This window comes from Saccharomonospora sp. CUA-673 (genome assembly GCF_001942305.1).
GTDB lineage: Bacteria > Actinomycetota > Actinomycetes > Mycobacteriales > Pseudonocardiaceae > Prauserella.
Genome location: NZ_MKKE01000032.1, coordinates 23,912 through 50,858, shown reverse-complemented (window position 1 = coordinate 50,858; position 26,947 = coordinate 23,912). Strand labels below are relative to the sequence as shown.

Below are 26,947 nucleotides of genomic sequence, written 5' to 3'. Positions count from 1 at the left end.
CCGCAGCGACAGGCGGTGCGCCAGAGCGATCGGCAACGGCATCAACTCAGGAGTGTCCGAGCAGGCGTAACCGAACATCAGGCCCTGGTCACCGGCGCCTGCTTGTCCAGGTCGTCGAGGGCGTTCTCGAGGCGGGACTCGTAGGCGGTGTCCACACCCTGCGCAATGTCCGGCGACTGGGCACCGATCGCCACATTCACGCCACACGACGCGCCGTCGAAACCCTTCTCCGACGAGTCATACCCGATGTCGAGCACCGCCTGCCGAGCCAACGCGTTCACATCCACGTTCGCCGCCGTCGTGACCTCACCAGCCACATGAATCTGACCCGTAGTCACCAACGTCTCCACCGCGACACGCGACCGCGGATCCTGCGACAACATCGCATCCAAAATCGTGTCGCTGATCGCGTCACAAATCTTGTCCGGATGACCCTCGGTCACGGACTCACTCGTGAACAGACGCTGGACGGGCACCGGCGGCACCTCACCTTTCGCTGGGGACTCGTTCGCTGCGGCCTCTGTCGCTGAGTACTCGCCGAGGCCTACAGACGACTGAAGCCACTGTCACCCTATCGGCGGCACGGCGCCAGTCCTGCCATGTGAGACGCCGCCGGTCACGGCGGGTCCGCCCCGGCAGCGAGTCAGGCAGTGGCGTCGCCGAGCAGGCGCGCCGCGGCGTCCCACACGGTGGCGGCCAGCTGCGATTTGGCGCCCAGCGGGATCTGCTCCTCGGCGCCGTCGGCGGCCAGCAACCAGCCGGTGTTGTCCTCGGTGTCGAACGCCTTGCCGTCGCCGACGGCGTTGACGACGAGCAGATCGCAGCCCTTGCGCTTGAGCTTGGAGCGGGCGTGGTCGAGGACGCTGCCGTGCTCGTCGCCGGTCTCGGCGGCGAAACCGACGATGATCTGGCCGGGGCGTCGCTGCCGGACGAGGTCGGCGAGGATGTCGCGGTTGCGCGCGAGTTCGATCACCGGGTCCGGCGAGTCGTCACTCTTCTTGATCTTGTGGTTGGCCGAGCCGGTGGGGCGGAAGTCCGCGACGGCGGCGGCCATGACGACGACGTCGGCCTCGCGCGCGGCCTCGTCGACGGCGTCCCCGAGCTCGGCGGCGCTGGAGACGGACACGATGCGGGCGCCGGCCGGTTCGGGCAGTGCGTCGGTGTGCGCGGACACGAGCGTCACGTCCGCACCGCGCTGCGCGGCGACGCGGGCCAGGGCGTAGCCCTGTTTGCCCGACGAGCGGTTGCCGAGGTGGCGCACCGGGTCGAGGCGCTCGCGGGTGCCGCCCGCGGACACGACCACACGGCGGCCCGCGAGGTCCTGCGGCAGCGCATCGGCGCGGGCGAGCAGCAGGCGGGCGAGGTCGACGATCTCGCGGGGGTCGGCGAGGCGGCCCTTGCCGCTGTCGACGCCGGTGAGCCTGCCGGAGGCCGGTTCGGCGACGACCGCGCCGCGCGCACGGAGGGTGGCGACGTTGTCGCGGGTGGCGGGGTGCTCCCACATCTCGGTGTGCATCGCGGGGAAGAACGCCACGGGACACCGCGCGGTGAGCAGCGTGCCGGTGAGCAGATCGTCGGCCAGGCCGTGCGCGGCCTTCGCGAGCAGGTCGGCGGTGGCCGGGACGACGAGCACGAGGTCGGCCTCCTGGCCGATCCGCACGTGCTGGACCTCGGACACCGCAGTGAACACCCCGGTGTGCACCGGGTGTCCGGACAACGCCTCGAAGGTGGCGGCACCGACGAAGTTCAGGGCCGCCTCGGTGGGCACGACCCGCACGTCGTGGCCGCTTTCGGTGAGTCCGCGCACGACCTCGCACGCCTTGTAGGCCGCGATGCCGCCGCTGACCCCGAGAACGATCCGCTTCATAGGTAGGTCCTACGGGGACACGCGCCCGAGCGCAACGTGCTCACCACCACGCCGCGTTCGGGCTGGACACCCGGCATCGCCGTGGTGGTTACTCGCCCTCGGTGTGCTCGAGGAGACCGGCGTGGATCTCGCGGAGCGCGATCGACAGCGGCTTCTCGCGCGGACCCGGCTCGACGAGCGGGCCGACGTACTCGAGCAGGCCCTCACCGAGCTGCGCGTAGTAGTCGTTGATCTGGCGGGCCCGCTTGGCCGAGTAGACCACGAGCGCGTACTTCGAGCTGACCTTGTCGAGCAGGTCGTCGATGGGCGGGTTGGTGATGCCCTCGAGCTGCTCGCTCTGCGGGCCCAACGTGAACGCGGTCACTACTGCTCCGAATCTGCGAAAGCGGTGTCGCGAAGATGTCTGGTGGGAATGATTCTCGTCGGCGCCGGTGCTTCCACGGCCCCGGGGCTTCAGGGTCGCGACGAATCGGAGGCGTCCGAAACGTCCGAGGCATCGGCGTCGTCGGCGGCTCCGGCTTCCCCGGAGGCACCGTCGACCAAGTCTAACAACTCCCGCGCGGCGGTCGTCACGTCGGCATTGACGACCTGCGCGTCGAACTCGCTGGCGGCGGCCAGTTCACGCTCGGCCTCCCCCAGCCGGGCCTGCACGGCCTCGAGGGCCTCGGTGCCACGGCCGGTCAACCGGTCGACGAGTTCGCCCCACGACGGCGGCAGCAGCATCACCAGCTGCGCCTCGGGCATGGCCTGGCGAACCTGACGGGCGCCCTGCAGTTCGATCTCGAGCACGGCCGATCTGCCGGATTCGAGCGCCTCCTCGACGGGGCCGCGCGGGGTGCCGTAGCAGTTGCCCGCGAACTCGGCGTGTTCGAGGAAGCGGCCCTGCTCGACCATCTCGTCGAACGTCGCACGGTCGACGAAGTGGTAGTGCGCGCCGTCGACCTCGCCCTCGCGCGGTGCGCGCGTGGTCATGGAGATGCTGAAGTAGATGTCCGGATCGAGGCGGCGCAGTTCGCTCACGACGCTCGATTTCCCGACCCCGGACGGGCCCGATACGACGGTGAGCCGGCGCCGGGCGGACGTGCCCGACACCGGCTCACCGGATGCCCTACGGCCGCCGCGCACGCCGGCCTGGTTCGAGCCGCGCTGTCGCTGCTCGCTCACTCGCCGCTGAACTCGGCGAGCAGCGCCTTGCGCTGCCGTTCACCGAGGCCGCGCAGACGACGGCTGGCCGCGATCTCGAGGCGCTCCATCGTCTGCTGTGCACGTACCTTGCCCACACCCGGCAGGGCCTCCAGCAGCGCGGAGACCTTCATCTTGCCGAGCACTTCGTCCTCGTCGGCCTGCTTCAGCACATCAGCGAGGGTCGTACCGCCGCGCTTGAGCCGCTCCTTGAGCTCCGCGCGGGCGCGACGGGCGGCGGCGGCCTTCTCCAGCGCCGCAGCACGCTGTTCCTCGGTGAGCTGGGGAAGTGCCACGTTTTCCTCCGGTATTACTCAAAATTCTGGGTGGGTGTGGCGACCGTACCCACCCCTGACCTGGACTCACAATGCGGGGGTGAGCGCTGAACCCGGGCCGGTAAGGCCCGGGAATTCCCGGCACCGGCCGGTCCTTCGGCGCCCGCCGTGTCGCTCCTGTGCCGCGACTGGGGGCCGCGGCACGCGATCCGGGAAGACCCTACCCGTGGCACCCTCCTCGATCGCCACAAGCCGGGGTTCCGCCTCCCGGAAGGCGGTGACGATGACACCGCGTACCCCCGCCGCGCCATCTTCGTCGACAGCGTAGTGCAAGATCAAAATCCCGGTGGACCTGGGGATCCATTCACTTCCGCGAACCGGACTCCCCCATCCGGATCACGCCGGGGAGCCGCCGGCACCGGCGGTGATCCCGGCCAGCTCGTCCTGCACCAGACGCAGCTGTGCGCGCATCGCCGCAGGGTCCGGACCGGCCCGCAGCAGGGCCCGTGACGAGGCGGGCAGCACCGCCGACAGAGCGTCTCCGAACACCGTCGCGAGGTCGTCCGCCGTCGCCCCCTGGGCGCCGAAACCGGGCGCCAGAATTGGGCCGTTCAGCCCAGCGAGGCGAAGCTCACCCGGGACGTTCGTCGCACCCACGACCACCCCGACGTCGCCCAGCGGGTCGACGCCGGCATTGCGCCCGGCCGCCTGGTCCACTATGGACTGGGCGACCGAGATTCCGCCCACCCCGCCTACCTCGGCCGTCTGCAGCGCCTGTCCGTCGACGTTCGACGTGCGGGCGAGCACGAACACGCCCCGACCCTGCCGGGACGCCTCCGCGGCCGCGAACGCCGGTTCCAGCGCCCCGAAGCCCAGGTAGGGCGACACGGTGACGGCGTCGGCCGCCAACGGCGAGTCGTCGGACAGGTACGCCGCGGCGTAGGCCGCCATCGTCGAGCCGATGTCGCCCCGTTTGACGTCGAGCAGCACGAGCGCCCCGGCCTCCCGGCAGCGCGCGATCACCCGCTCCAGCACCGCCACGCCGGCCGAGCCGTGCGCCTCGAAGAACGCCGACTGCGGTTTGACGACCGCCACATGCTCGGCCAGCGCCTCCGCGGCGCCCAGGGCGAACCGGTCGAGACCGCTCACATCACCCGGAAGCCCCCATTCGGACACCAGGCCCGGATGCGGGTCGATCCCGGCGCACAGCGGCCCGCGCGCGGCGACCGCGCGGGCCAGCCGAGCGCCGAACCGCTCGGTCACGACTGCGCCCGCAGCGCCGCCTGCAGTTCCTGGAGGGCCCGGACGCCCACGTCGCCCCGGATCATCGACTCGATGCCGTGCACCGCGGCCGACGCGCCCTGGACGGTCGTGACGCACGGGATGCCCCGGGCCACGGCCGCACTGCGGATCTCGTAGCCGTCGATGCGCGGCCCGCTGTTGCCGTACGGCGTGTTGATGACCATGTCGACGGCGCCGTCGAGGATCAGGTCGACCACGTTCGGCCCGTCGGGGTCCACGGTGCTCGCCGTGCCGGCCGCCTCGGCCGCCTCGTCCTCGTGCTGCTTGCGCACGACGCGGCAGTCGACGCCGTTGCGGCGCAGCACCTCGGCGGTGCCCGCGGTCGCCACGACCTCGAAGCCCAGGTCGGCGAGCCGCTTGACCGGGAAGACCAGCGAACGCTTGTCCCGGTTGGCCACCGACACGAACACGGTGCCGCTGGTGGGCAGCGAGCCGTACGAGCCGGACTGGGACTTGGCGAACGCGGTGCCGAACGCCGTGTCGACGCCCATCACCTCGCCCGTGGACTTCATCTCCGGGCCGAGCAGCGAGTCGACACCGTCGCCCTCCGGCGTGCGGAACCGGTGGAACGGCAGCACGGCCTCCTTGACCGCCACCGGCGCGTCGACCGGCAGGTCCCCGCCGTCGCCGTCGGCCGGCAGCACCCCGCGCTCGCGCAGGTCCTTGATCGACGAGCCGGTCATGACCAGCGAGGCGGCCTTGGCCAGCGGCACGGCGGTCGCCTTGGACACGAACGGCACGGTCCGCGACGCCCGCGGGTTGGCCTCGAGCACGTACAGCACGTCGTCCTTGAGCGCGTACTGCACGTTGAGCAGGCCGCGCACGCCCACGCCGCGTGCGATCGCCTCGGTGGAGCGGCGCACCTGGTCCAGATCGGTGCGGCCCAGGGTGATCGGCGGCAGCGCGCACGCCGAGTCGCCGGAGTGCACGCCGGCCTCCTCGATGTGCTCCATCACGCCACCGAGGAACAGTTCCTCGCCGTCGTAGAGGGCGTCGACGTCGATCTCGATGGCGTCGTCGAGGAACCGGTCGACCAGCACCGGGTGCTCGGGGGTGACCTCGGTGGCGCGGGCGATGTAGTTCTCGAGCGAGGACTCGTCGTAGACGATCTCCATGCCACGGCCGCCGAGCACGTACGACGGGCGCACCAGCACCGGATAGCCGATCGTGTCGGCGATCTGCTTGGCGCCCTCGAACGAGGTCGCCGTGCCGAACTTCGGCGCGGGCAGCCCGGCCGAGGTGAGCACCTCGCCGAACGCGCCGCGGTCCTCGGCGTGGTTGATCGCCTCGGGCGGGGTGCCGACGACGGGCACTCCGGCGTCGGCGAGCCGCTGGGCCAGGCCGAGCGGCGTCTGACCGCCCAGCTGGACGATGACACCGGCGACCGTGCCGGACTCCTGTTCGGCGCGCACGACCTCCAGCACGTCCTCGAACGTCAGCGGTTCGAAGTACAGCCGGTCGGAGGTGTCGTAGTCGGTCGAGACGGTCTCCGGGTTGCAGTTGACCATCACGGCCTCGAAACCGGCCTCGCGCAGCGCCAGCGCGGCGTGCACGCACGAGTAGTCGAACTCGATGCCCTGGCCGATGCGGTTCGGCCCGGAGCCGAGGATCAGCACCTTCGGCTTGTCCGGCTGGGCCGTCACCTCGGTCTCGGCCGCGGGGTCGGACTCGTAGGCCGAGTAGTGGTACGGCGTGCGGGCGGCGAACTCGGCCGCGCACGTGTCGACCGTCTTGAACACCGGGTGCACGCCGAGCCGCTGACGCAGCGAGCGGACGCCGTCCTCCCCCGCCAGTTCCGGGCGCAGCGCCGCGATCTGCCGGTCGGACAGTCCGGTGCGCTTCGCGCGGCGCAGCAGGTCACCGGACAGCACGGGTGCGTCCCGGACCTCGGCGCCGACCTCGCCGATCAACGCCACCTGGTCGACGAACCACGGATCGATACCGCTGGCCTCGTGCACCTGCTCCGGGGTCGCGCCGAGCCGCAGTGCGCGCTCGACCGCGTAGATCCGGCCGTCGTGCGGCGTGCGCAGATCGTCCAGAGTGGACTCGACCGTGGCGCCCTCCGGGTCGGGCCGGGTCCAGAAGCCGACGCGCTTGGTCTCCATCGACCGCATCGCCTTGCCGAGGGCCTCCGGGAAGCTGCGCCCGATGGCCATCGCCTCGCCGACGCTCTTCATCGTCGTCGTCAGCTCCGGGTCGGCCCCCGGGAACTTCTCGAACGCGAACCGCGGCACCTTCACCACGACGTAGTCGAGCGTCGGCTCGAAGCTCGCCGGGGTCTCGCCGGTGATGTCGTTGCTGATCTCGTCGAGCGTGTAGCCGATCGCGAGCCGCGCCGCGATCTTGGCGATCGGGAAGCCCGTCGCCTTCGACGCCAACGCCGACGACCGGGACACCCGCGGGTTCATCTCGATGACGACCATGCGCCCGTCGTCCGGGTTGAACGCGAACTGGATGTTGCAGCCACCCGTGTCGACCCCGACCGCGCGCAGCACGTCGATGCCGACGTCGCGCATGCGCTGGTACTCGCGGTCGGTCAGCGTCATCGACGGTGCCACGGTGATCGAGTCGCCCGTGTGCACGCCCATGGCGTCCACGTTCTCGATGGAGCACACGACGACCACGTTGTCGTGGCGGTCGCGCATCAGCTCGAGCTCGTACTCCTTCCACCCGAGCACGCTCTCCTCGATGAGCACCTCGGTCACGGGGCTCTCCTCGAGGCCGAGGGCGGCGAGGCGCTCCATCTCCTCCTCGGTGTGCACCATGCCCGAGCCGAGCCCGCCCATGGTGAACGAGGGCCGGATGACGACGGGCAGACCGACCTCGGCGACCGTCGCGCGGACCTCCTCCATCGAGTGGCACACGGCGCTGCGGGGCACGTCGCCGCCGACCTGGCGCACGATGTCCTTGAACTTCTGCCGGTCCTCACCGCGCTGGATCGCGTCGATGTCGGCGCCGATCAGCTCGACGCCGTACTTGTCCAGCACCCCGTTCTCGTGCAGGGCGACGGCGCAGTTCAGCGCGGTCTGCCCGCCGAGGGTGGCCAGGACGGCGTCCGGGCGTTCGGCCGCGATGACCTTCTCGACGAACTCCGGGGTCACCGGCTCGATGTAGGTCGAGTCCGCGAACTCCGGGTCGGTCATGATCGTCGCCGGGTTGGAGTTCACCAGGCTGACGCGCAGCCCCTCCTCGCGCAGCACCCGGCACGCCTGGGTGCCGGAGTAGTCGAACTCGGCCGCCTGGCCGATGACGATCGGCCCCGAGCCGATCACGAGCACGTGCTCGATGTCAGTGCGCTTGGGCATCAGTTCCGCGCCTCCATGAGCGAGACGAATTCGTCGAACAAGGGGTCGGCGTCGTGCGGGCCGGCCGCCGCCTCCGGGTGGTACTGCACCGAGAACGCGGGCACGTCGAGGCAGCGCACGCCTTCGACCGTGTCGTCGTTCGGGCAGTGGTGGCTGATCTGCGCGGCGCCGAACGGCGATTCGAACCGCTGCGCCGGTTCGCCCTCGAGGGCGAACCCGTGGTTCTGCGCGGTGATCGCGACCCGGCCGGTGGCCGCGTCGATCACCGGGATGTTGATGCCCCGGTGGCCGTAGCGCATCTTGTACGTGCCGAGCCCGAGCGCGCGGCCGAGGATCTGGTTGCCGAAGCAGATCCCGAACAGCGGGATCTCGCGCTGCAGCACCGACTTCGTCAGCTCGGTCGCGTGGTCCTGGGTCTGCGGGTCGCCCGGACCGTTGGACAGGAACACCCCGTCCGGTTCGACGGCCAGCAGATCGTCCACCGTGGACGAGGCGGGCAGCACGTGCACCTCGATGCCCCGCTGCGTCATCCGGCGCGGGGTGTTCGACTTGATCCCGAGGTCCAGGGCGGCCACGCGGAACCGGGCCTCGCCCGCGGCGGGCACGACGTACGGCTGCGCCGTCGTCACCTCGCCGGCCAGGTCGGCGCCGGCCATGGCGGGACTCGCCGTCACGGCCGCGATCATCTCGTCCGGCCCGGCCAGACCCTCACCGGAGAACACGCCCGCGCGCATCGCGCCGTGCTCGCGGATGTGCCGGGTGAGCGTGCGGGTGTCCACATCGGAGATCCCCACGACGCCCTGCGTGCGCAGCTCGTCGTCGAGCCCCCGCGTCGCGCGCCAGCTCGACGGGCTTCGCGCCGGGTCCCGCACGACGTAGCCGGCGACCCAGATGCGGCTCGACTCGTCGTCCTCGTCGTTCCAGCCGGTGTTGCCGATCTGCGGCGCGGTCTGCACCACGATCTGCCTGCGGTACGACGGGTCGGTCAGCGTCTCCTGATACCCCGTCATGCCCGTGCAGAACACGACCTCCCCGAGCGCCGAACCCTCGCGCCGTAGGCGGTGCCCCGGAAGATCCGGCCGTCCTCGAGCACGAGTGCGGCCGGTGTACGTGTGCCGGTCATACCTGGGCACCTCCATTCCCCTGCCCGGCCTCGACCTGCGTGCCGTCGAGGCGTTCGATCCACTGCGGATAGACCCCGCGGTCGTCCGCGCGGAAGCCGGTGTCGACCTCCACCGCGTCGTCCCCGTCACCGACCACCCAGGTCACGACCAACAGGCTGTTGCTGCCCATGACCTTGCCGGCCATGCCGCGGCCCGTGGCCACGCCCGTGATCGCCGAGCGCGGGATCCAGAACCCGGGCATGCCCGCCCGGTCGACGTCGATCCCGTCGGCGTGCAGCCGCAAGGTCGCCGGGCCGCGCAGGCCCGCACCGCGCGTGACGATGCGCTCCTGCCAGTGCCCCGCATACGTCGTCGCCACGTAGAGCCCCGACTCCTCCAGCTCGGCCGCACCCGGGGACTCCGGGCGCTCCGGGAACGGAGGGATGCGCACACTCTGCGTCCGCGCCTGTCGTCGCCAGCCTCGCCACATGCCGTACACACACAGCGCGAGCAGCGCGGCGAACAACAGCGAGAGCAACAGCCGTTCCATCAGTCAATCTTCCCTTCACGAGCCGTGATCCGCCCACGCAGCAGCGTGGCCGTCACCACGGCGGGCAGTCGCATCCCCTCGAACGGGGTGTTGTGCGCAATGCTTGCCAGCTCCGGTCCCCGCACGGTCCACTCGGCGTCCGGATCGACGAGAACCAGGTTCGCCGGCTCCCCTTCCGCCAGCGGCCTGCCCTGGTCGGGCAGCCGCGCGATCTCCGACGGACGTTCGCTCATCACCCGCGCCACCCCTCGCCAGTCCAGCAGCCCGGGCCGCACCATCGTCTCCACCACGATCGACAGCGCCGTCTGCAGGCCGAGCATCCCCGGCCGCGCCGCACTCCACTCGGAGCACTTGTCCTGCTCGGCGTGGGGCGCGTGATCGGTGGCCACGCAGTCGAGCACACCCTCGGCCAGCGCCTGCCGGAGCCGGTCGACGTCACGCTCGGCGCGCAGCGGCGGGTTGACCTTGTTGACCGGGTCGTAGGTCTCGAGTCGCTCGTCGGTGAGCAGCAGGTGATGCGGGGTCACCTCGGCCGTCACGTCGATCCCGAGCTCCTTCGCCCAGGTCAGCACGTCCACGGTACCGGTCGTGGAGACGTGGCAGATGTGCAGTCGAGCACCCGCGTGCCGGGCGAGGATGCAGTCGCGCGCGACGATCGACTCCTCCGCCGACGACGGCCACCCCACATACCCCAAGCGCGACGCGCGTTCGCCCTCGTTGGCCTGCGCACCGTCGGTGAGCCGCGGTTCCTCGGCGTGCTGGGCCACGACCACACCCAGGGCGGTCGAGTACTCCAGTGCCCGCCGCATCACCAGCGGATCGGCCACGCACAGCCCGTCGTCGGAGAACACCCGCACCCCGGCCTCCGAGGTGGCCATGGTCCCCATCTCGGCGAGCCGTTCGCCCTTCAGGCCCACCGTCACCGCGCCCACCGGGTACACGTCGACGAGGCCGACCTCCTGGCCGAGGCGCCACACGTGGCCCGTGACGAGCGAGTTGTCGGCGACCGGGTCGGTGTTGGCCATGGCGAACACGGCCGTGTAGCCGCCCAGGGCGGCAGCCCGCGATCCACTCTCGACGGTCTCGGTGTCCTCGCGGCCGGGCTCGCGCAGATGCGTGTGCAGATCGACCAGACCCGGCAGCAACACCTGGCCCTCGGCCTCGACGACCTCGGCCGACCCCGGCGCAGCGACCGCACCGGGGGCGCCGATCTCGGCGATCACGCCGTCGGCGACGAGCACGTCCACACCGTCGCCCTCGCCGTACGGGCGCACACCCTTCAGCAGAACCTCAGACATTCGCATCTCCGTCTTCTGCGGGACACCCGCACCCGTCGACCACCATGTCCGGAAAAGGCGCCGAGTATCAGCCATGGTGGTCTCCGTCTCCTGCGAGCAGGTGGTACAGCACGGCCATCCGCACGTGGACACCGTTGCTCACCTGGTCCGTGATCGCCGCCCGCGGACTGTCGGCGACCGGCGAGGCGATCTCCATCCCGCGCAGCATCGGCCCCGGGTGCAGCACCACGGAATGTTCGGGCAACATCGCCATCCGCTTCTCGTTGAGGCCGTAGGCGATCGAGTACTCGCGCGCCGACGGGAAGAACCCGCCGTGCATCCGCTCGGCCTGCACCCGCAACATCATCACCGCGTCCACGGTGGGCAGCTGCGCGTCGAGCTCGTGGGCCGTGGTCACCGGCCACTGCTCGACGCCCTGCGGCAGCAGCGTCGGCGGCGCCACGAGCACCACCTCCGCGCCGAGGGTCGCCAGCAGGTGCACGTTCGAGCGCGCCACCCGGCTGTGCAGGACGTCGCCGACGATCGCGATCCGCCTGCCCTCGATCCCCCCGAGCCGTTCGCGCAGGTCGCCGCGTCCAGCAGCGCCTGCGTCGGGTGCTCGTGCATCCCGTCGCCCGCGTTGACGACCGAGGTGCGCGTGTCGGAGAGCCATTCGGTCAGCCGCTTCGGTGCGCCCGAGGCCGGATGCCGGACGATCACGCAGTCCGCCCCCGCCGCCGACAGGGTCAGCGCCGTGTCCCGCAGCGACTCGCCCTTGCCGACCGACGAACCACCCGCCGAGACGTTCACGACGTCGGCGCTCATCCACTTGCCGGCGATCTCGAACGACACCCGCGTCCGGGTCGAGTTCTCGTAGAACATCGTGATGACCGTGCGCCCGCGCAGGGTCGGCAGCTTCTTGACCTCGCGCCCGAGCAGGGTGCGCTTGAGCTCGTCGGCGGTGTCGAGCACCGCCGTGGCCTCGTCGCGACCGAGACCCTCGGTGCTGAGCAGATGCTGCATCGGCGAAATCGGTGTCATCGTGATCTCACTGCCCCCTGATCAGCACGGCGTCGCGGTCATCGGTCTCGGCGAGCAGCACCGACACGTCCTCCGAGCGCGAGGTGGGCACGTTCTTACCCACGTAGTCGGCGCGGATCGGCAGTTCCCGGTGCCCCCGGTCGACCAGTACGGCCAGCTGCACCGCGCGGGGACGGCCGTGATCGCGCAGGGCGTCGAGGGCCGAGCGGATCGTGCGGCCGGAGAACAGGACGTCGTCGACGAGGATCACCACCCGGTCGTCGATCCCGCCGGGCGGCAGGGCCGTCTCCTCGAGCGGGCGGGTGGGCCGGCGGCGCAGGTCGTCGCGGTAGAGCGTCACGTCCAGCGCGCCGAAGGGCACGGTCACATCGGAGAACTCCGCGATGCGCGCGGCGAGCCGGGCGGCGAGGGGCGTGCCGCGGGTCGGGATGCCCAACAGCACGGGCGAGGTCACCGGATCGCCGGCGGCAGCCGGGTCGCACTCGAATCGGTGCCGTCGGCGCCGGGCGCGGTGTCCGGGGAGGTCAGCGCGGTCTTCTCGATGACCTGGTGCGCCATGCGGGCGATGGTGCGCGCGACGTCGCCGGCCGAGAGCAGCTCGCGCTCGGCCGGATCCGCCGCACCACGAGGTGGTGCCACGGTGCAGCTCCTTTCCCGCCTCACCGGACGGGTCTTTAAAGGATGACGAACCCCTACTTTAGGAGGTCCAGTACGGACCGTAGCAGCAGTACAGCCCTACCCGATCGAGTGGTCCATCTGTGGCAAACAACTCACCGGGTGCGATGACGTCCTTGACCTGGTGACGACAACGCGTAACCATTACTCTGAGTATTCGGACTCACGAGTTCCCTGTCGGTCAGCCGGGCCGATCCGGGGCGAGGAAACGGAGAACCACCACATGGGCGATTACGCCAAGGCGCTCGGGGCCAAGCTCCGCGGTATCCGTCAGCAACAGGGTCTGTCCCTGCACGGGGTCGAGCAGAAGTCCGGCGGCCGCTGGAAGGCGGTCGTGGTGGGCTCCTACGAACGGGGCGACCGCGCGGTGACGGTCCAGAAACTGGCCGAGCTGGCCGACTTCTACGGCGTGCCGGTGGTCGAGCTCCTGCCCGAGGGCCGCGTCCCGTCGGGGGCCGAGCCCGCGACGAAGATCGTGATCAATCTCGAGCGGCTCCAGCAGCTGCCCGCGGAGAAGGTCGGTCCGTTGGCCCGCTACGCGGCGACGATCCAGAGCCAGCGCGGCGACTACAACGGCAAGGTGCTGTCCATCCGCACGGAGGACCTGCGTTCGCTGGCGATCATCTACGACATGACGCCGGGCGAACTCACCGAGCAGCTCATCGACTGGGGTGTGCTGCCTCCCGAGGCTCGTCCGTCCAAGGAGGACTGACACCGGCCTCGGGACGGACGATGCCGCCTGGCCCGTGTGGACGCAGGCGGCATCGTCGAAACCCGTGCGCTGTGGACACCGGCGCGACGCCGGTGAGCTCGCGGCCGCGGATCTACAGCACGGCACGCAACCGGTCGGCGATACCGCCGATCCGGCCCAGCACGCCGTTGACGAACCGCGGCGAGTCGTCCGTGGACAGTTCCTTCGCCAGGCCGACCGCCTCGTCGATCGCGACCGGGTCGGGGACGTCGGCCGACCAGAGCATCTCGTACACGCCGACGCGCAGGATCGCCAGATCGACCGGAGGCATCCGGTCGAGCGTCCAGCCCTGCGCGTGTTCGGCGAGCAGTTCGTCGACCCGGTCCTGATGGGCCTCGAGGCCCTCGACGACCGAGATCGTGTAGTCGCCGATCACGTCCACCTCGGGCGATCCGACGTGGTCCCGCAGCACCGCCGCGGGCGAGAGCTCCCGCTGCGCGGCCTCGTAGAGCAGCTCCACGGCACGCCGACGCGCGTCGCGGCGGCTGATCCAGCCGCCTCGCCGGGACTTCGACTCCGAGCTCACCGGGGTGCTCACACGCGGCCGAGGTAGCGGCCGTCGCGGGTGTCGACCTTGATCTTCTCGCCGGGGTTGACGAACAGCGGGACCTGCACCTCGGCACCGGTCTCCAGGGTCGCGGGCTTGGTACCGCCGGTGGAGCGGTCGCCCTGCAGACCCGGGTCGGTGTGCTCGATCGTCAGCTCGGCCGAGGCGGCCAGCTCGACGTAGAGCGTCTCGCCCTCGTGCTGCGCGACCTGCACCTCGCTGTTCTCCAGCATGAACTTCGCGGCGTCACCGACGACCGCAGGCGGAACGGGCACCTGGTCGAACGTGTCACCGTCCATGAAGATGTAGTCGGTGCCGTCGTTGTACAGGTAGGTCATCGTGCGGCGGTCCACCGTCGCGGTCTCGACCTTGGTACCCGCGTTGAAGGTCTTGTCGACGACCTTGCCGGAGAGCACGTTCTTGAGGGTCGTGCGCACGAACGCACCGCCCTTACCCGGCTTGACGTGCTGGAAGTTCACGACAGACCACAGCTGGCCGTCCAGGTTGAGGACCATGCCGTTCTTCAGGTCGTTGGTGCTGGCCACTGGTGTGAGTTCTCCTGTGTCGGGGTCGGGGCCGCGCGCTTAGACGACCACGAGTTCCTTCGTGCTGAGGGTGAGGATCTCGGGATCTGACTCCCGTACGACGAGCGTGTCCTCGATGCGGACTCCACCTCGGCCGGCGAGGTACACGCCGGGCTCGACGGTGACCGCCATGCCGGCGGCCAGTGTACCGTCGGCCGTCGCGGCCAAGCTCGGAGCCTCGTGAACCTCCAGGCCGACGCCGTGCCCGAGCCCGTGGAGGAACTCCGCTCCCCGGCCCGCGTCGGCGATCACCCGGCGTGCCGCGGCGTCGACGTCGGCGGTGCGCGCGCCGGCCGCGGCCGCCCGCACACCCGCCGCCTGCGCGGCGTGGACGAGGTCGTGGATCTCCCGCTGCCAGTCGGCGGGCTCGCCGAGCACGGCCATCCGCGTCACGTCCGAGTGGTACCCGTCGACGGTCGCGCCGAAATCGAACTTCACGAGATCGCCCGGCTCGAGGACCGCGTCGGTGGGCCGGTGGTGCGGGATCGCCGAATGCGCGCCCGCCGCGACGATCGACTCGAACGACGCACCCGACGAGCCGTGGTCGAGCATGCGCGTCTCCAGGTCACGGGCGACCGCGCGCTCGGTGCGGCCCGCACACACGCCGCCGGCGGCGATCAGGTCCGCGAACGCGCGGTCGGCGGCCCCGCAGGCCCGGCGCAGCGCGTCGATCTCGACCTCGTCCTTCACCGCGCGCAGCCGCTCGACGAGCCCCGGGCTGCGGCGCAGCTCGACGTCGCCGGCGGCATCGGTGAGGCTCGCGGCCTGTTCGACGCTGACGTGCTGGCTCTCGAAACCGGTCCGGGCGTACCGGGCGCGCTCGGCGGCCGCGGTCGTCGCGAGCTCGTGGGCGCTGGCCCGCTGCACGCGGGTCGGCAGATCGGGCACCTCGGCCGCGGCCTGGGTCGTGTAGCGGCCGTCGGTGCAGAACACCGTGTGCTCCTCACCGCCGGCGTGCACCAACAGCGCGGCGTTCGACCCGGTGAAACCGGTGAGGTACCGGATGTTGCGCAGGTCGGTGACCAGCAGTGCGTCGAGATCGGTCGCCGCGAGCAGGTCCCGCAGCGCCGCCCGGCGCGCGGATGCACCGCGGCGGGCTCGCCGGTTCGGGCACTCGGAGAGGAGACGGACATGGCGGTCAGCTTAGGAGTGCCCGCCGCCGCTCGGTGCCCGGCCCGGCCGGTGCCGGGTTGGTGGGACGGGGCGGGCCGCGCGGTTACAGTGTCGAGATGGCGCCCTGGGTCCTTCGCTTGCTCGGCATGGCACTGTTGCATGCCACCGCCGCCGTCGCACTCGCCAAGATCGCCGTGGTCCAGCCCGGCGACACGACGTTCGCCCGCGCCGCCGCGCTCGCCCTGCTCGTGGGCTCGGCCGCGCTGTGGGCGTCGCTCGACGGGTGGATGCGCAGGCCTGACGGCGGGCGCACGTGGTTCATCACCGGCCTGGCGGCGGGTCCGCTGTCCGGTCTGCTCAGCGTGATCGGCCGCGCGGTGTTCGTCGACAACACGAGCACCTCGGAACTCGGACCGGCGCTGACCAGCGGCGCGGCGTTCACGGCGCTGCTGATCATCCTGCCTGCCGGGCTCGGCCTGTTCGTCGGCGGACGCCTCCCCCGCCCCGGCGGCGACCTCGACGACACCGGAGACGCCGGAGACGCCGGAGACGACCGCAGGACCCCGGCATCGACAGCCGCAGCGTCGGAAACCCCCGCCGACAGCACTGACACCGAGGATGCCGGGGACGCCGGAGCCACCGAGGATGATCACGAGGTGTGGAAGGCACCGGCTGTCGCCGAGATCCCCTCGACGTCCTCGACCGCACGGGCGCGGACGAAGCCGGACGAGCGTGAGGAGACGGTGCTGCTGAAGAAGCCGCGGCCGCACCGCCGGCCCCGGCCCGCCCCGCGCGACGGCTCCCGCGACACCGGTCGGACCGAGGACTGAGCCCGACGGCCCGGCCTCAACCGCCGATCCCTCAACCGCCGATCCCTCAACCGCCGAGCGTCGAGCCGAGGGCGTACGAGCGCCACTCGTCGGTGCTGATCTCCTCGAGTTCCGAGCCGTTCAGGTCGAAGGCGTCCCGGGCGCTGTCGGCCACGGGCCAGATGGTGCGCCCGACGACGAAACCCCGCCCCTCGGGCGATTCGACGGCCCGCGCTCCGGCGGGCAGCCTGCCCGCGACCTCCGTGTCGGCCAGTCCCTCCGGCCGCCCCTCGATGAGCCCCGAGGTCACCGCGTCGGCCACCGACCGGCGTTCGACGCGCAGGATCCGGCCGTCCGCGACGACGTCCATGGTGCGTTCCGGCGACGGCATCATGACCCCGTCGAGCGCGGCCAGTGCCCCGTTCTCGGTGGTGCAGCCGTCGAACCCGGTGACGTCGGTACCGAAGTGGCGCAGGTCGGTGGGGGCGTCGGCCTTGCCGATCCGCGTGGCCTGCATGACGTCGAGCGGCACCCGGCCGCACGGGTCCTCCGCGGAGATCCGCGCGTGTCCCTCGCCGGTGCGCACGAACCCGGGGCCTTCGCGCCACGGCACCGGCAGCACCACCGGTTCGTAGGGCTGGGCGGTGAAATCGCTGTTCCAGAACGTGAACGAGGTGCCGTCGTCGGTCTGGTGGGCGATGGCGAACGCGTCCATCGCGTCGATCCACATCAGATCGGCGCTGAACGCGTCGACCACCGACTTCTGCCGCGGCGCCTCGGGACTGTCGACGTCGGCGAAGCCGTCGGGACCGAGCGCCTGGACGTTGCCCGAGAACGTCGGCTCCTGCGCCCGCAGCACGAACTGGCCGGCGCCGTTCCACCCTGCCGCCTCGCCGGTGGTGTCGGTGAACATGAGGTAGAACCAGCCGTCGACGTGCACCGCCGCGGGCTGGCCCACCCCGTAGGTGTTGTCGCGCTCGATGTCGTGGGCGGCGTCGACGACCGGCTCGTCGCTCTTGCGCCAGCTCCGCCCGTCGGTGCTGGTGGCGAGGCCGATGGCGTTGCCGTGGGCGTGGCTGCCCGCCGCGCCCGTGTAGTACAGGTGGTACACCCCGCCGACGCGGATCACCGACGGGTCGCAGGTGTGTTTGCCGTCGAAGTTGCCGGGCGAGCCCGACAGCACGGCCTCCGGTTTGCCGCCGCCCGGACCGCGGAACGGTCCGTGCAGGCCCTCGGCCCGCGCGTACAGGATGTCGTCGCCGGGTGGCGGCGCGCTGCCGTACTGGCTGCACCACCACATCCGGGTCGTGTCGCCGTCCTGGACGACGGTCGGTCCGTAGTTGTACGGCCCGTCGCGCCCGCCGCCGCGACCACGTGATCGCTCTGCCGGGGCCGGTCGACGTCGAGCGCAACAGGGTCGGCGGGTTCGGCGGGCCGGGTGTCGCCCCGGCCGTCGCCGCCCCGGGCGTCGCCGGACACCTCGGCATCGCTGGGTGTGCACGCCACGAGCAGGGCGACGCCGGCGAGAGCGGCTCCGGCCGAGGTGGCCCGCCGGCCGCGCGTCCGTCGTTCGTGCGTCCGTCGTTCGTGCACAGCGCCGCCCAACCTCCGTCCCCTCCCCGGCCGCTCACGCAGGTGGAGGCCCAGTGTACGACGGGGGCTCACCCGGTCGGTGATCACGGTCTCCGTGAGTCAGGAGGGGCGCCGGGCCAGCCATTCCAGCGCGAGGCGGTAGCCGTCGACGCCGAATCCGGCCATGACGGCCGTCGCGATGTCGGACAGCACGCTGTGGTGCCGGAACGACTCGCGCCGGTGCACGTTGGAGATGTGCAGCTCCACGAGCGGACCCGTCAGCTGCGCCGCCGCGTCGCGGACGGCGATCGAGTAGTGCGTCCACGCGCCGGCGTTGAGCACGACCGCCGCGCCGAGGTCCGCGGCCTCGTGCAGCCAGCCGACCAGTTCGCCCTCGTGGTCGGTCTGCCGCACCTGCACGTCCAGGCCCAGGTCGCGGCCGGTGTCACCGACCAGCGTCACGAGGTCGTCGTGCGTGGTGGAGCCGTAGACGTCCGGTTCACGGGTGCCGAGCCGGCCCAGGTTGGGCCCGTTGAGGACGAGGACCTTCACAGCAGCAGCCCTCCGCCCTGCGAGGTCGGCTCGTCGGACGCGATCGCCGAGTAGGCGCCGGCGAGCAGGGCCGGGTCGGGCCCTTCGAGCCGGCCGGGCTTGGCGAGTCCGTCGAGGACCACGAAACGCAGCGTGCCGGACCGGGTCTTCTTGTCCGAGCGCATACTCTCGAGCAGCTGGGGCAGCGCGTCGGCGTCGTAGCGCGTCGGCAGGCCCAGGGCTCGCAGCACGCTGGTGTGCCGGTCGGCGGTCGCGTCGTCGAGGCGGCCGGCGAGCCGGCCGAGTTCGGCGGCGAACACGAGACCGACGCTGACGGCCGCGCCGTGGCGCCAGCGGTAGCGCTCGCGCCGTTCGATGGCGTGGGCCAGGGTGTGGCCGTAGTTGAGGATCTCGCGCAGATCGGATTCCCGCAGGTCGCTGGCCACGACGTCGGCCTTGACCTGGATCGCCCTGCGGACGAGTTCGCCGAGCAGCTCGCCCTGGGTGTCGACGGCCCCGGCGGGGTCGGATTCGATCAGGTCGAGGATCACCGGGTCGGCGATGAAACCGGCCTTGACGATCTCGGCCATGCCGGCGACCAGTTCGTTGGGCGGCAACGTGTCCAGCGTGGCCAGGTCGGCAAGCACCGCGGTCGGCTCGTGGAACGCGCCGACGAGGTTCTTGCCCGCCTCGGTGTTGATGCCGGTCTTGCCTCCGACGGCGGCGTCGACCATGCCCAGCAGCGTCGTGGGCACGTTGACGAGCCGCACACCGCGCATCCACGTGGCGGCGACGAACCCGGCGAGGTCGGTGACCGCGCCCCCGCCGAGCGCGACGACGACACCCCTGCGGTCGAGGCCCATCTGGCCGAGCACGTCCCAGCAGAAGTCGGCGACCTTGAGCGCCTTGCCGTCCTCGGCGTCGGGGATCTCGACGCGGTGGGCGTCCAGGCCGGCCTCCGTGAGCTCGGCACGGACGGCCTCGGCGGTCGTGGTCAGCGTGGGCGGGTGGATCAGCGCGACCGTCGAGGCGTCGCTGACGATCTGGGTCAGCTCGCCGAGCAGGCCGCGGCCCACCACCACGTCGTAGGGCTGCCCGCTGCGCACCCCGATGCGGACCGGATCGCTGGTCATCACGTGCTCCTCATGCTGCTCTGGTCCTGGCTGCTCTCGTTCGGGTTCTGCTGCGGCTCGTGACCGGGTGCGATCCGGTTCAGGGCCTCGGCGGCGATGTCCTCGGGGTCGCGGCCGTCGGTGCCGACCCGGCAGGTGGCGACCTCGAGGTACAGCGGCAGCCGCGCGTCGAGCAGCGCCTTGTACGTCGCGCGGGGATTCACGCCGGCCAGCAGGGGTCGCGCCGTCGACAAGCCGGTGCGCTGCACGCCTTCGGCCATGCCCACCTCGAGGAACACGACCGTGTGGCCGCGCAGTGCGGCGCGGGTGCGTTCCGAGAGGATCGCCCCGCCGCCGAGGGCGTAGACGCCGTCGTGCTCGGCGAGGGTCTCGACGATGGTGCGTTCCTCGATGGCGCGGAACACCTCCTCGCCGTCCTCGGCGAAGATGTCGCTGATCGCGCGGTGCTCGGCGGCCTCGATGTCGGCGTCGGCGTCCCGGAACGGCACACCGAGCCGCTCGGCGAGCAGCAGGCCGACGGTGGTCTTGCCGGAGCCGGGCGGGCCGACGACGACCACCGGGCCGGTCGTTCCACCCGACCCGGCCGCGTCGCCGGCAGCGGCTGTCTGCCCCATCGTCAGCGCTTCCACCATTCGTCGAGTCCGGCCACGTAGGCCTCGGCGTTGCGCGTGGCCTCGGCCAGCGAGTCACCGCCGAACTTCTCGAGCGCGGCGTCGGCGAGCACGAGCGCGACGACCGACTCCAGCACCACGCCGGCGCGCGGCACGGCGCAGACGTCGGAGCGCTGGTGGATCGCCACCGCCGGCTCCCGGGTCTCGACGTCCACAGTGGACAACGCCTTGGGCACGGTCGAGATCGGCTTCATGGCCACCCGCACGCGCAGCGGTTCGCCGTTGGTGATGCCACCCTCGAGTCCGCCCGCGCGGTTGGAACGGCGGGTGACGCCCTTCGGGCCGGGCCCGGGGTCGATCTCGTCGTGCGCCTGACTGCCCCACCGGTGGGCGGTGGTGAAGCCGTCGCCGACCTCGACGCCCTTCATGGCCTGCACGCCCATCAGCGCACCGGCCAGCTTGGCGTCGAGCCTGCGGTCCCAGTGCACGTGCGAGCCGAGCCCCGGGGGAAGTCCGTAGGCGATCACCTCGATGACGCCGCCGACCGTGTCGCCCGCCTTCCGCACGGCGTCGACCTCGGCCACCATCGCGTCGGTCGCCGCCTCGCCGAAGGCGCGCACGGGGCTCTCGTCGATGGCCGCGAGGTCGCCCGGTTCGGGCAGGTCGCCCGCCGGGGCCTCCGCCGCGCCGATGGAGACCACGTGGCTGATCACGTCGATGCCCAGCAGCTGCTTCAGGTACGCCCGCGCGACGGTGCCGAGCGCGGTCCGCGACGCGGTCTCGCGCGCGCTGGCGCGCTCGAGCACGGGCCGGGCCTCGTCGAAGCCGTACTTCTGCATCCCGGGCAGGTCGGCGTGACCGGGCCGGGGACGGGTGAGCGCCTCGTTCCGCGCCAGCCCTTCGATCTCGGCCGGGTCGACGGGATCGGCCGACATGACCTTCTCCCACTTCGGCCACTCGGAGTTCTCGATCTGCACGGCGATGGGGCCGCCCTGCGTCCTGCCGTGGCGAACGCCGCCGACGAACTCCACCTTGTCGGTCTCGAAGCCCATCCGCGGGCTCCGGCCGAATCCGAGTCGCCTGCGGGCGAGCTGCTCGGCGAGGTCGTCGGTCGTCACCTCGACCCCGGCCACCATGCCCTCGAGAATTCCGGCGAGAGCCGGGCCGTGCGACTCACCTGCGGTTATCCAGCGCAACACACCGCCGATCCTGTCACGCCGCGATGACGCGGGCGCAGCCGGCTCGGCTAGGACACGCCCGTGGCGACCACCCCCGTTCCCGCCCCCGGAAAGACCACGACCAGGCACGTACCCAGCAGCAATCCCGGCCCGTGGGGAATCCCGCGGTCCGGGCGCCCGGCGCGGCCGCGCTCCGAGTCGGCCGCCGCGTGACCGACGGCACGCCGGTTCGCACACGAGCCGGCACCCACGTCAGTACCGCCAGCGCGAGCGTCACGACCGACGCCGTGCACGCCGCCACGACGAGCGCAGGCACCCGAGTGCGCCGAGCGCCGCACCGAGGCCGGCGGCCAGTTTGACGTCACCGGCGCCGAGCGAGCCGGGCAGCAGCATCCGCACGAGCAGGTGCCCGCCGGCGAAACCGACCACGCCCAGGACGGCGCCGACGACGAGGCCACCGCCGGCGTCCGGGGCGGCCAGCGCGGCCACGGACACGGCCAGGAGCACCAGCGGCACCGCGGGCAGCGTGAGGACATCGGGCAGGCGCCGGTAGCGCAGATCGGTCGCCGTCAGCGGCACCGCGAGCGCGCCGACGACGAGCGGCACCGGAAGCCACCACCACGGCAGGCCGCCCGCCGCGGCGCGCCACGCCACCAGCGCCCACAGCACCGCGGTCCCCGCGGCGCAGGCGGCCACGGGCACGGCCGCAGGTCGCGGACCGCGCGTCAGGACCCGGCACAGCGCCCACGCCGTCAGGGCGCCGAGCAGGCCCGCCACCACCGGCGCCACCAGCGAGACCGTCGGGTCGATCACATGTTCTCGGATCACGCTGCCCAGCCTGGGCGGGTGCCGCGGGCACGGCAATCGGCCCGCGACGCGAACGGACCGTTCACCGCACACGGGCCACGAACGTCACCCGAGCGGCGCAGGATCGCCGGCGCGAACGGTTCCGTTCGCGCGCGGCCGGTACCGAGCCTCAGCCCCTCAGGCGTTCCAGGCGAACAGCTCGTCACCGGGCTGCACGGCGACGCCGGACTCGGCGACCGCGAGCGCGGCCCCGTCCGCGTCGAGCGCGATGACGGGCACGACCGGTGCGTACCCGGCCTCGCGGACCGCCGCGGGGTCCCAGCCGACGACCGGCTGGCCCGCCCGCACCCGCTCACCCTTGACGACGTGCAGCGTGAAGCCCTCGCCCTGCTGCTTCACGGTGTCGATGCCGAGGTGCACGAGCACGGCCCTGCCGTCGTCGGAGGCGACCACGAACGCGTGCGCGTGCACGGTGGCGAGGGTGCCGTCGATCGGGGCGAGCGCGTCGGCCCGGCCGTCGAGGGGTTCGACCGCGATCCCCGGGCCCACCATGGCCTGCGAGAACACCGGGTCGGGCACGTCGGCGAGCGCGACCACCGTGCCGGCGACCGGGCTCTGCACGGTCAGTGCCGCGGCGCTCACATCAGGTCCTGGATGTCCTCGGCGATCGTGTCGGCCTCGGGGCCCACCACGACCTGCACGACGGTGCCCGCCTTCATGACGCCGTGGGCGCCGGCCTGCTTGAGCGCGGCCTCGTCCACGACGGAGCCGTCCTCGAGTTCGCAGCGCAGCCGCGTGATGCACCCTTCGATCTCGATCACGTTGTCCGCGCCGCCCAACGCCGCGAGGATCTGCTTCGGCCTCTCGTCCGCCATCCCGGCCTCCCTGATGTCCTGGCGCCGGTACCGCTACCGGACCGCCGCTGCCGCACCGACCTTCGTGCGCACTGTCATTCTCGCCGTCATTCTCGCCGCAGACGACCACGGCTTGACACCCGGTCGAGCGAGGAGCATTCTCCCTCCTCAACCAAGTGGTCTAGACCGGGAAACTACCACCGCGACCGCGGCGGTGCGCCCGCCACGCCGACACCGGGCCCGCGCCCGCCTACGGCGAACAGCGCACGTCAGCGTCGGTTTCCCGCTAGTCTTCCGCCCCGGGTCGCCTGTACGGGCGGCCCGGCACGGACCCGCACCCCGACCGGCCTGCACACGGAGGACGTCATGAGCGAACGCACGAAAGGCAAGCGTCCAGGACTTGCCGGGCTGCAACGCTTCGGGCGCAGTCTCATGCTGCCCATCGCCACCCTTCCCGCGGCCGGTCTGCTCAGTCGACTCGGCCAGGACGACATGCTCGGCCGGTGGGAGGCCACGGCCAAGGTCGCCGAGGTCATGGCCGCCGCCGGTGGCGGCCTGTTCGACTGGCTTCCGCTGCTGTTCGCGGTCGGCATCGCGGTCGGCTTCGCCCGCAAGGGCGACGGCTCGACCGGTGTCGCCGCGGTCGTGGGCTTCGTCGTGTTCAGCAAGGTCGTCCAGGTCTTCGCGCCCATCAACGAGCTGGACGGCTACGAGGAAGGCTGGATGCTGGCGCCGATCCGATGGCCCTACAGCGTGCTGTCGGGCGTGGTCGTCGGCCTCGTGACGGCGGTGCTGTGGCAGCGGTTCCACCGCATCAAGCTGCCCCCGTACCTGGCGTTCTTCGGCGGCCGCCGGTTCGTGCCGATCATCAACTCGTTCGCGCTGCTGCTGCTCGGTGTCGTGTTCGGTCTGGCGTTCCCGGTCATCGACGCGGCCATCCACAACATCGGTGAGGCGGCCACGAGCGACGCGGTCATCGGCGGTGGCATCTACGGCATGCTCAACCGGCTGCTCATCCCGATCGGCCTGCACCAGCTGCTCAACGTGCCGCTGTGGTTCATCTTCGACGGTGGCGACATCAACAACTTCTTCGCCGGCGACCCGAACGCCGGTGCGTTCATGACGGGCTTCTTCCCGATCTTCATGTTCGCCCTGCCCGCCGCGGCGCTGGCGATCTGGCAGTCCGCCAAGCCGAGCCAGAAGAAGGTCGTCGGCGGTGTGATGATCTCGGCCGCGTTGACCGCGTTCCTGACGGGTGTCACCGAGCCGATCGAGTTCGCGTTCATGTTCGTCGCGTGGCCGCTGTACCTGATCCACGCGGTCCTGACGGGCACGTCGATGATGCTGGTCAACGCGCTCGACATCCACCTGGGCTTCTCGTTCTCCGCCGGTGCCATCGACTTCCTGCTCAACTCCGGTGCCGCCGCGGCGAACCAGGCGTGGCTGCTCATCCCGATCGGCCTGGCGTACGCGGCGATCTACTACCTGCTGTTCCGCTGGGTGATCATCAAGTGGAACCTGCGGACCCCGGGCCGCGAGGACGACGAGGACGCCGGCTCGAACGACGAGAACAGTGACGACAAGCAGGACGACGACAAGGCCGACAGCGACGCCGGTGGCGACAAGGCAGGAAAGGGTGGGAAGACGGTCGATCCCTGACGCCGCCTCCCGCCGTTAGGGTGTGGCCATGGACAGCCTCCGCCTGATCGACCACTGGCCGGTGCCCCACGCGGCGACGGCCGTCGTCACCGCCGACGGCACCGTGGTGGGCACCCACGGCGACACCTCGCAGGTGTTCCGGTTGGCGTCGGTCACCAAGCTGCTGACCGCGTACGCCTCGTTGATCGCGGTCGAGGAGGGCGTGGTCGAGCTCGACACGCCGGCGGGGCCGGACGGTGCGACGGTCCGGCACCTGCTGGCGCACACCTCGGGGTTGGCGTTCACCGAGCACCGGGCGCAGGCACCGCCCGGGCAGCGGCGCCTGTACTCGAGCTCGGGCTACGAGCAGCTGGCGGAGGTGATCGCCGGACATTCGGGCATCAAGTTCGCCGACTACCTCGCCGAGGCCGTGCTGCAGCCGCTCGGCATGACGGCGACGACCTCGACCGGCACGTCCGGCGCGCCCGGGGCCGAGGCCGAGTCCACGGTGGACGATCTGATCCGGTTCGCCGCGGAGTTGCAGGCACCGACCCTGATCGCACGGTCCACCCTGGACGAGGCGACGTCGGTGCAGTTCCCCGGATTGAACGGCGTGCTGCCGGGCCTGGGTCACCAGAAGCCGAACGACTGGGGTCTGGGCTTCGAGATCCGCGACGGCAAGGACCCGCACTGGACGGGCACCCGCAGCTCCCCTCGCACGTTCGGCCACTTCGGACAGTCCGGCACGTTCCTGTGGGTCGACCCGGACGCCGGCGCCGCGTGCATCGCCCTGACGGACCGGGATTTCGGCCCGTGGGCCGCGGAGGCCTGGCCCGCGTTCACCGACGCCGTCCTCGCCGAGCTCTGACCCCGTCGACCGAGACCGTGCCGTGACCCGACTTCCCTAGATTCGTCGACGGGGACGCCGGAGACACCGGCGTCGTCGACATCCTGGGGGTACAGGCATGAGCACACGGTTCACCGCGGCCGCCCTGGCCGGGCTGGGCGTCTTCCAGACGGGACTGGCGGCCGGCGCGCCGTGGGGACACATGGCCTACGGCGGCGGCCATCCCGGCACCCTGCCGGCGCCGCTGCGCCGGGTCAGTGGCGCAGCCGCGGTCGGCTACGTCGTCGCGGCCGGACTCGTGGCCACCCGACGGGGCTCGGTGCCGGCACGGCGCCGGGGTCTGACCGGACTCGCGGCGTTCATGGCCTTCGGCACCGCACTCAACGCCGTGTCCCGCTCCCCCACCGAACGCGTGTGGGCGCCGGTATGTGCGGCGACCGCCGTCGCCGCGTGGCGCGCACGCCCGGAATCGCAGCAGGACTGAAGCGCACCGACTGACCCGAAGCAGAGCGCCCGCCGAGGCTCAGGCGGCGCGTTCGGCGGCCTTCTCGGCTCGCCACTGCTCGTCGTCGGCGCCGCGGCGCCAATAGCCGGAGATCGACGTCCACTCCCGGGCGATGCCGCGCTCGCCGAGCAGATAGCGGCGGATGTCCCGCACGGCGCCGGCCTCGCCGTGGACGAACGCCTGCACCTGCCCCTCGGGCCAGTCCAGTGCGCGGACGGCGGCGACCAGGTCGTCCCCGCGGCGGCGGTGCAACCAGTGGATGTGCGCGTCGGCCTTGGTGACGAGCGGCTGCTGCTCGGTCTCGTCGGAGACGAGGACGTAGACGTGGGCGGCGGCGCCGTCGGGCATCGTCTCGAGGGCGGTCGCGATCGCGGGCAGGGCGCTCTCGTCGCCGGCGAGCAGATGCCAGTCGGCCTCGGGCGAGGGCGCGTAGCCGCCGCCGGGTCCGACGAGCAGGATCTCGTCGCCGGGTCCCGATGCGGCCGCCCACGGACCGCCAAGTCCCTGGTCACCGTGGTGGACGACGTCGAGCACGAGCTCGCGGGCGTCGGTGTCGAACGAGCGCACCGTGTAGGTCCGCATGCGCGGACGCCGGTCGGCGGGCACGTCGGCGAGGTCGGTGCCCTCGGGGTAGTGCACCCCGTCGGGCGCGAACAGCACCTTGACGTAGCTGTCGGTGCAGTCGTTGGGTCGGAACGAGGCGAGCCCGTCGCCGCCGCAGACGATCCGGATCATGTGCGGGGTGAGGCGTTCGGTGCGCAGCACCTGCGCTCGCATCACCGGCCTGCTGCGTCCCTGTCGGTCGGACATCCGGACCTCCTCACCTCGTCGCACCTTTCAGGTAAGGCTAACCTTCCTAGCGCGCGCATGCACCCCCTGACCCCGACCCG

The 26,947-nt window shown here is 71.7% G+C and carries 25 protein-coding genes and 4 pseudogenes; 5 read left to right on the top strand and 24 right to left on the bottom strand.

The window, feature by feature from the left end; translation table 11 throughout:
• From BJF85_RS15210 to pyrR, 12 genes and pseudogenes are all read right to left on the bottom strand, one after another.
• A pseudogene (locus tag BJF85_RS15210) lies at positions 1-476 on the bottom strand (S-adenosylmethionine synthetase N-terminal domain-containing protein); the annotation flags it as partial.
• 167 nt (positions 477-643) lie between these two features.
• The gene (gene coaBC / locus BJF85_RS15205) at positions 644-1,867 is read right to left on the bottom strand and encodes a bifunctional phosphopantothenoylcysteine decarboxylase/phosphopantothenate--cysteine ligase CoaBC (protein ID WP_075848368.1); all 1,224 of its coding nucleotides are present in this window, start codon (positions 1,865-1,867) and stop codon (positions 644-646) included.
• 88 nt (positions 1,868-1,955) lie between these two features.
• Positions 1,956-2,231, bottom strand: a complete 276-nt coding sequence (gene rpoZ / locus BJF85_RS15200; RefSeq protein ID WP_030531793.1) for a DNA-directed RNA polymerase subunit omega — start codon at positions 2,229-2,231, stop codon at positions 1,956-1,958.
• An 89-nt stretch (positions 2,232-2,320) separates the two neighbouring features.
• The gene (gmk, locus tag BJF85_RS15195) at positions 2,321-3,031 is read right to left on the bottom strand and encodes a guanylate kinase (protein WP_075848366.1); all 711 of its coding nucleotides are present in this window, start codon (positions 3,029-3,031) and stop codon (positions 2,321-2,323) included.
• Positions 3,028-3,345 carry an integration host factor, actinobacterial type gene (gene mihF, locus BJF85_RS15190; protein WP_030531795.1) on the bottom strand — a complete coding sequence of 106 codons (318 nt, stop codon included), beginning with the start codon at positions 3,343-3,345 and terminating at the stop codon, positions 3,028-3,030. Before mihF ends, gmk begins: the two co-directional genes overlap by 4 nt.
• Before the next feature lie 375 nt (positions 3,346-3,720).
• On the bottom strand, positions 3,721-4,587 hold the full coding sequence (gene pyrF, locus BJF85_RS15185; protein WP_075848364.1) for an orotidine-5'-phosphate decarboxylase: 867 nt from the start codon (positions 4,585-4,587) through the stop codon (positions 3,721-3,723).
• Positions 4,584-7,931 (bottom strand): carbamoyl-phosphate synthase large subunit, encoded by a 3,348-nt coding sequence (gene carB, locus BJF85_RS15180; RefSeq protein WP_075848362.1) that lies wholly within the window; start codon positions 7,929-7,931, stop codon positions 4,584-4,586. Before carB ends, pyrF begins: the two co-directional genes overlap by 4 nt.
• Positions 7,931-9,054, bottom strand: a pseudogene (gene carA, locus BJF85_RS15175) (glutamine-hydrolyzing carbamoyl-phosphate synthase small subunit). Before carA ends, carB begins: the two are co-directional and overlap by 1 nt.
• Positions 9,051-9,584 (bottom strand): transporter, encoded by a 534-nt coding sequence (locus BJF85_RS15170; RefSeq protein ID WP_075848360.1) that lies wholly within the window; start codon positions 9,582-9,584, stop codon positions 9,051-9,053. Before BJF85_RS15170 ends, carA begins: the two are co-directional and overlap by 4 nt.
• A complete protein-coding gene (locus tag BJF85_RS15165) occupies positions 9,584-10,882 on the bottom strand; it encodes a dihydroorotase (protein ID WP_075848358.1) in 1,299 nt (432 codons plus the stop codon). Before BJF85_RS15165 ends, BJF85_RS15170 begins: the two co-directional genes overlap by 1 nt.
• Before the next feature lie 67 nt (positions 10,883-10,949).
• Positions 10,950-11,884, bottom strand: a pseudogene (locus BJF85_RS15160) (aspartate carbamoyltransferase catalytic subunit).
• A 25-nt stretch (positions 11,885-11,909) separates the two neighbouring features.
• Positions 11,910-12,541, bottom strand: a pseudogene (pyrR, locus tag BJF85_RS15155) (bifunctional pyr operon transcriptional regulator/uracil phosphoribosyltransferase PyrR).
• A 259-nt stretch (positions 12,542-12,800) separates the two neighbouring features.
• Here pyrR and BJF85_RS15150 point away from each other — a divergent pair.
• Positions 12,801-13,289, top strand: coding sequence for a transcriptional regulator (locus BJF85_RS15150; protein WP_003096372.1), 489 nt, complete (start codon positions 12,801-12,803; stop codon positions 13,287-13,289).
• Positions 13,290-13,401: 112 nt separating this feature from the next.
• Here the strand turns inward: BJF85_RS15150 and nusB are convergent, their stop codons facing one another.
• The 3 genes from nusB to BJF85_RS15135 are packed head-to-tail and all read right to left on the bottom strand — an operon-like array spanning position 13,402 to position 15,524.
• Complete coding sequence (nusB, locus tag BJF85_RS15145; RefSeq protein ID WP_075848378.1) at positions 13,402-13,854, bottom strand: transcription antitermination factor NusB; 453 nt, start codon at positions 13,852-13,854, stop codon at positions 13,402-13,404.
• Between the two features lie 8 nt (positions 13,855-13,862).
• Positions 13,863-14,420, bottom strand: a complete 558-nt coding sequence (gene efp, locus BJF85_RS15140; RefSeq protein WP_075848356.1) for an elongation factor P — start codon at positions 14,418-14,420, stop codon at positions 13,863-13,865.
• Between the two features lie 39 nt (positions 14,421-14,459).
• Complete coding sequence (locus BJF85_RS15135; protein WP_075848354.1) at positions 14,460-15,524, bottom strand: Xaa-Pro peptidase family protein; 1,065 nt, start codon at positions 15,522-15,524, stop codon at positions 14,460-14,462.
• Positions 15,525-15,541: 17 nt separating this feature from the next.
• Between BJF85_RS15135 and BJF85_RS31485 the strand changes: the two genes are divergently transcribed.
• Positions 15,542-16,402: a B-4DMT family transporter gene (locus tag BJF85_RS31485; RefSeq protein WP_369822186.1), complete on the top strand. Its 861-nt coding sequence runs from the start codon at positions 15,542-15,544 to the stop codon at positions 16,400-16,402.
• Between the two features lie 46 nt (positions 16,403-16,448).
• Here BJF85_RS31485 and BJF85_RS15125 read toward each other — a convergent pair whose 3' ends face one another.
• From BJF85_RS15125 to BJF85_RS15090, 8 genes are all read right to left on the bottom strand, one after another.
• A complete protein-coding gene (locus tag BJF85_RS15125; protein ID WP_139320650.1) occupies positions 16,449-17,681 on the bottom strand; it encodes a beta-xylosidase in 1,233 nt (410 codons plus the stop codon).
• Between the two features lie 392 nt (positions 17,682-18,073).
• Positions 18,074-18,505 carry a type II 3-dehydroquinate dehydratase gene (aroQ, locus tag BJF85_RS15120; protein ID WP_075848350.1) on the bottom strand — a complete coding sequence of 144 codons (432 nt, stop codon included), beginning with the start codon at positions 18,503-18,505 and terminating at the stop codon, positions 18,074-18,076.
• Positions 18,502-19,617, bottom strand: a complete 1,116-nt coding sequence (gene aroB / locus BJF85_RS15115; protein ID WP_075848376.1) for a 3-dehydroquinate synthase — start codon at positions 19,615-19,617, stop codon at positions 18,502-18,504. The genes aroQ and aroB overlap by 4 nt, the downstream gene beginning before the upstream one ends.
• A complete protein-coding gene (locus BJF85_RS15110) occupies positions 19,617-20,231 on the bottom strand; it encodes a shikimate kinase (RefSeq protein WP_075848374.1) in 615 nt (204 codons plus the stop codon). Before BJF85_RS15110 ends, aroB begins: the two co-directional genes overlap by 1 nt.
• 2 nt (positions 20,232-20,233) lie before the next feature.
• Positions 20,234-21,427, bottom strand: a complete 1,194-nt coding sequence (gene aroC / locus BJF85_RS15105) for a chorismate synthase (protein WP_075848348.1) — start codon at positions 21,425-21,427, stop codon at positions 20,234-20,236.
• A 252-nt stretch (positions 21,428-21,679) separates the two neighbouring features.
• Positions 21,680-22,234 carry a prepilin peptidase gene (locus BJF85_RS15100; protein WP_255375657.1) on the bottom strand — a complete coding sequence of 185 codons (555 nt, stop codon included), beginning with the start codon at positions 22,232-22,234 and terminating at the stop codon, positions 21,680-21,682.
• Between the two features lie 156 nt (positions 22,235-22,390).
• The gene (locus tag BJF85_RS15095) at positions 22,391-22,855 is read right to left on the bottom strand and encodes a PTS glucose transporter subunit IIA (protein WP_075848344.1); all 465 of its coding nucleotides are present in this window, start codon (positions 22,853-22,855) and stop codon (positions 22,391-22,393) included.
• A complete protein-coding gene (locus BJF85_RS15090) occupies positions 22,852-23,088 on the bottom strand; it encodes a glucose PTS transporter subunit EIIB (RefSeq protein WP_075848342.1) in 237 nt (78 codons plus the stop codon). The genes BJF85_RS15095 and BJF85_RS15090 overlap by 4 nt, the downstream gene beginning before the upstream one ends.
• 345 nt (positions 23,089-23,433) lie before the next feature.
• On the opposite strand from BJF85_RS15090, the gene BJF85_RS15085 reads away from it, so the two are divergent.
• The 3 genes from BJF85_RS15085 to BJF85_RS15075 all read left to right on the top strand — a co-directional run bounded on the left by BJF85_RS15085 (position 23,434) and on the right by BJF85_RS15075 (position 26,036).
• A complete protein-coding gene (locus BJF85_RS15085; RefSeq protein WP_075848340.1) occupies positions 23,434-24,726 on the top strand; it encodes a PTS transporter subunit EIIC in 1,293 nt (430 codons plus the stop codon).
• 28 nt (positions 24,727-24,754) lie between these two features.
• Positions 24,755-25,573 (top strand): serine hydrolase, encoded by an 819-nt coding sequence (locus BJF85_RS15080; RefSeq protein ID WP_075848338.1) that lies wholly within the window; start codon positions 24,755-24,757, stop codon positions 25,571-25,573.
• 97 nt (positions 25,574-25,670) lie between these two features.
• Positions 25,671-26,036 (top strand): hypothetical protein, encoded by a 366-nt coding sequence (locus tag BJF85_RS15075; RefSeq protein WP_075848336.1) that lies wholly within the window; start codon positions 25,671-25,673, stop codon positions 26,034-26,036.
• Positions 26,037-26,075: 39 nt separating this feature from the next.
• Here the strand turns inward: BJF85_RS15075 and BJF85_RS15070 are convergent, their stop codons facing one another.
• The gene (locus BJF85_RS15070; protein ID WP_075848334.1) at positions 26,076-26,867 is read right to left on the bottom strand and encodes a siderophore-interacting protein; all 792 of its coding nucleotides are present in this window, start codon (positions 26,865-26,867) and stop codon (positions 26,076-26,078) included.
• Between the last annotated feature and the right edge of the window lie 80 nt (positions 26,868-26,947).

Bases quoted from the DNA above. Each gene is read 5' to 3' on its own strand.
- carB (WP_075848362.1), bottom strand. From the start codon at position 7,931: ATGCCCAAGCGCACTGACATCGAGCACGTGCTCGTGATCGGCTCGGGG.
- BJF85_RS15090 (WP_075848342.1), bottom strand. From the start codon at position 23,088: ATGGCGGACGAGAGGCCGAAGCAGATCCTCGCGGCGTTGGGCGGCGCG.
- BJF85_RS15110 (WP_075848374.1), bottom strand. From the start codon at position 20,231: ATGGGGCAGACAGCCGCTGCCGGCGACGCGGCCGGGTCGGGTGGAACG.
- BJF85_RS15085 (WP_075848340.1), top strand. From the start codon at position 23,434: ATGAGCGAACGCACGAAAGGCAAGCGTCCAGGACTTGCCGGGCTGCAA.
- coaBC (WP_075848368.1), bottom strand. From the start codon at position 1,867: ATGAAGCGGATCGTTCTCGGGGTCAGCGGCGGCATCGCGGCCTACAAG.
- BJF85_RS15075 (WP_075848336.1), top strand. From the start codon at position 25,671: ATGAGCACACGGTTCACCGCGGCCGCCCTGGCCGGGCTGGGCGTCTTC.
- BJF85_RS15125 (WP_139320650.1), bottom strand. From the start codon at position 17,681: ATGTGGTGGTGCAGCCAGTACGGCAGCGCGCCGCCACCCGGCGACGAC.
- BJF85_RS15165 (WP_075848358.1), bottom strand. From the start codon at position 10,882: ATGTCTGAGGTTCTGCTGAAGGGTGTGCGCCCGTACGGCGAGGGCGAC.
- BJF85_RS15070 (WP_075848334.1), bottom strand. From the start codon at position 26,867: ATGTCCGACCGACAGGGACGCAGCAGGCCGGTGATGCGAGCGCAGGTG.
- BJF85_RS31485 (WP_369822186.1), top strand. From the start codon at position 15,542: ATGCACCGCGGCGGGCTCGCCGGTTCGGGCACTCGGAGAGGAGACGGA.
- BJF85_RS15150 (WP_003096372.1), top strand. From the start codon at position 12,801: ATGGGCGATTACGCCAAGGCGCTCGGGGCCAAGCTCCGCGGTATCCGT.
- aroB (WP_075848376.1), bottom strand. From the start codon at position 19,617: ATGACCAGCGATCCGGTCCGCATCGGGGTGCGCAGCGGGCAGCCCTAC.
- BJF85_RS15170 (WP_075848360.1), bottom strand. From the start codon at position 9,584: ATGGAACGGCTGTTGCTCTCGCTGTTGTTCGCCGCGCTGCTCGCGCTG.
- BJF85_RS15080 (WP_075848338.1), top strand. From the start codon at position 24,755: ATGGACAGCCTCCGCCTGATCGACCACTGGCCGGTGCCCCACGCGGCG.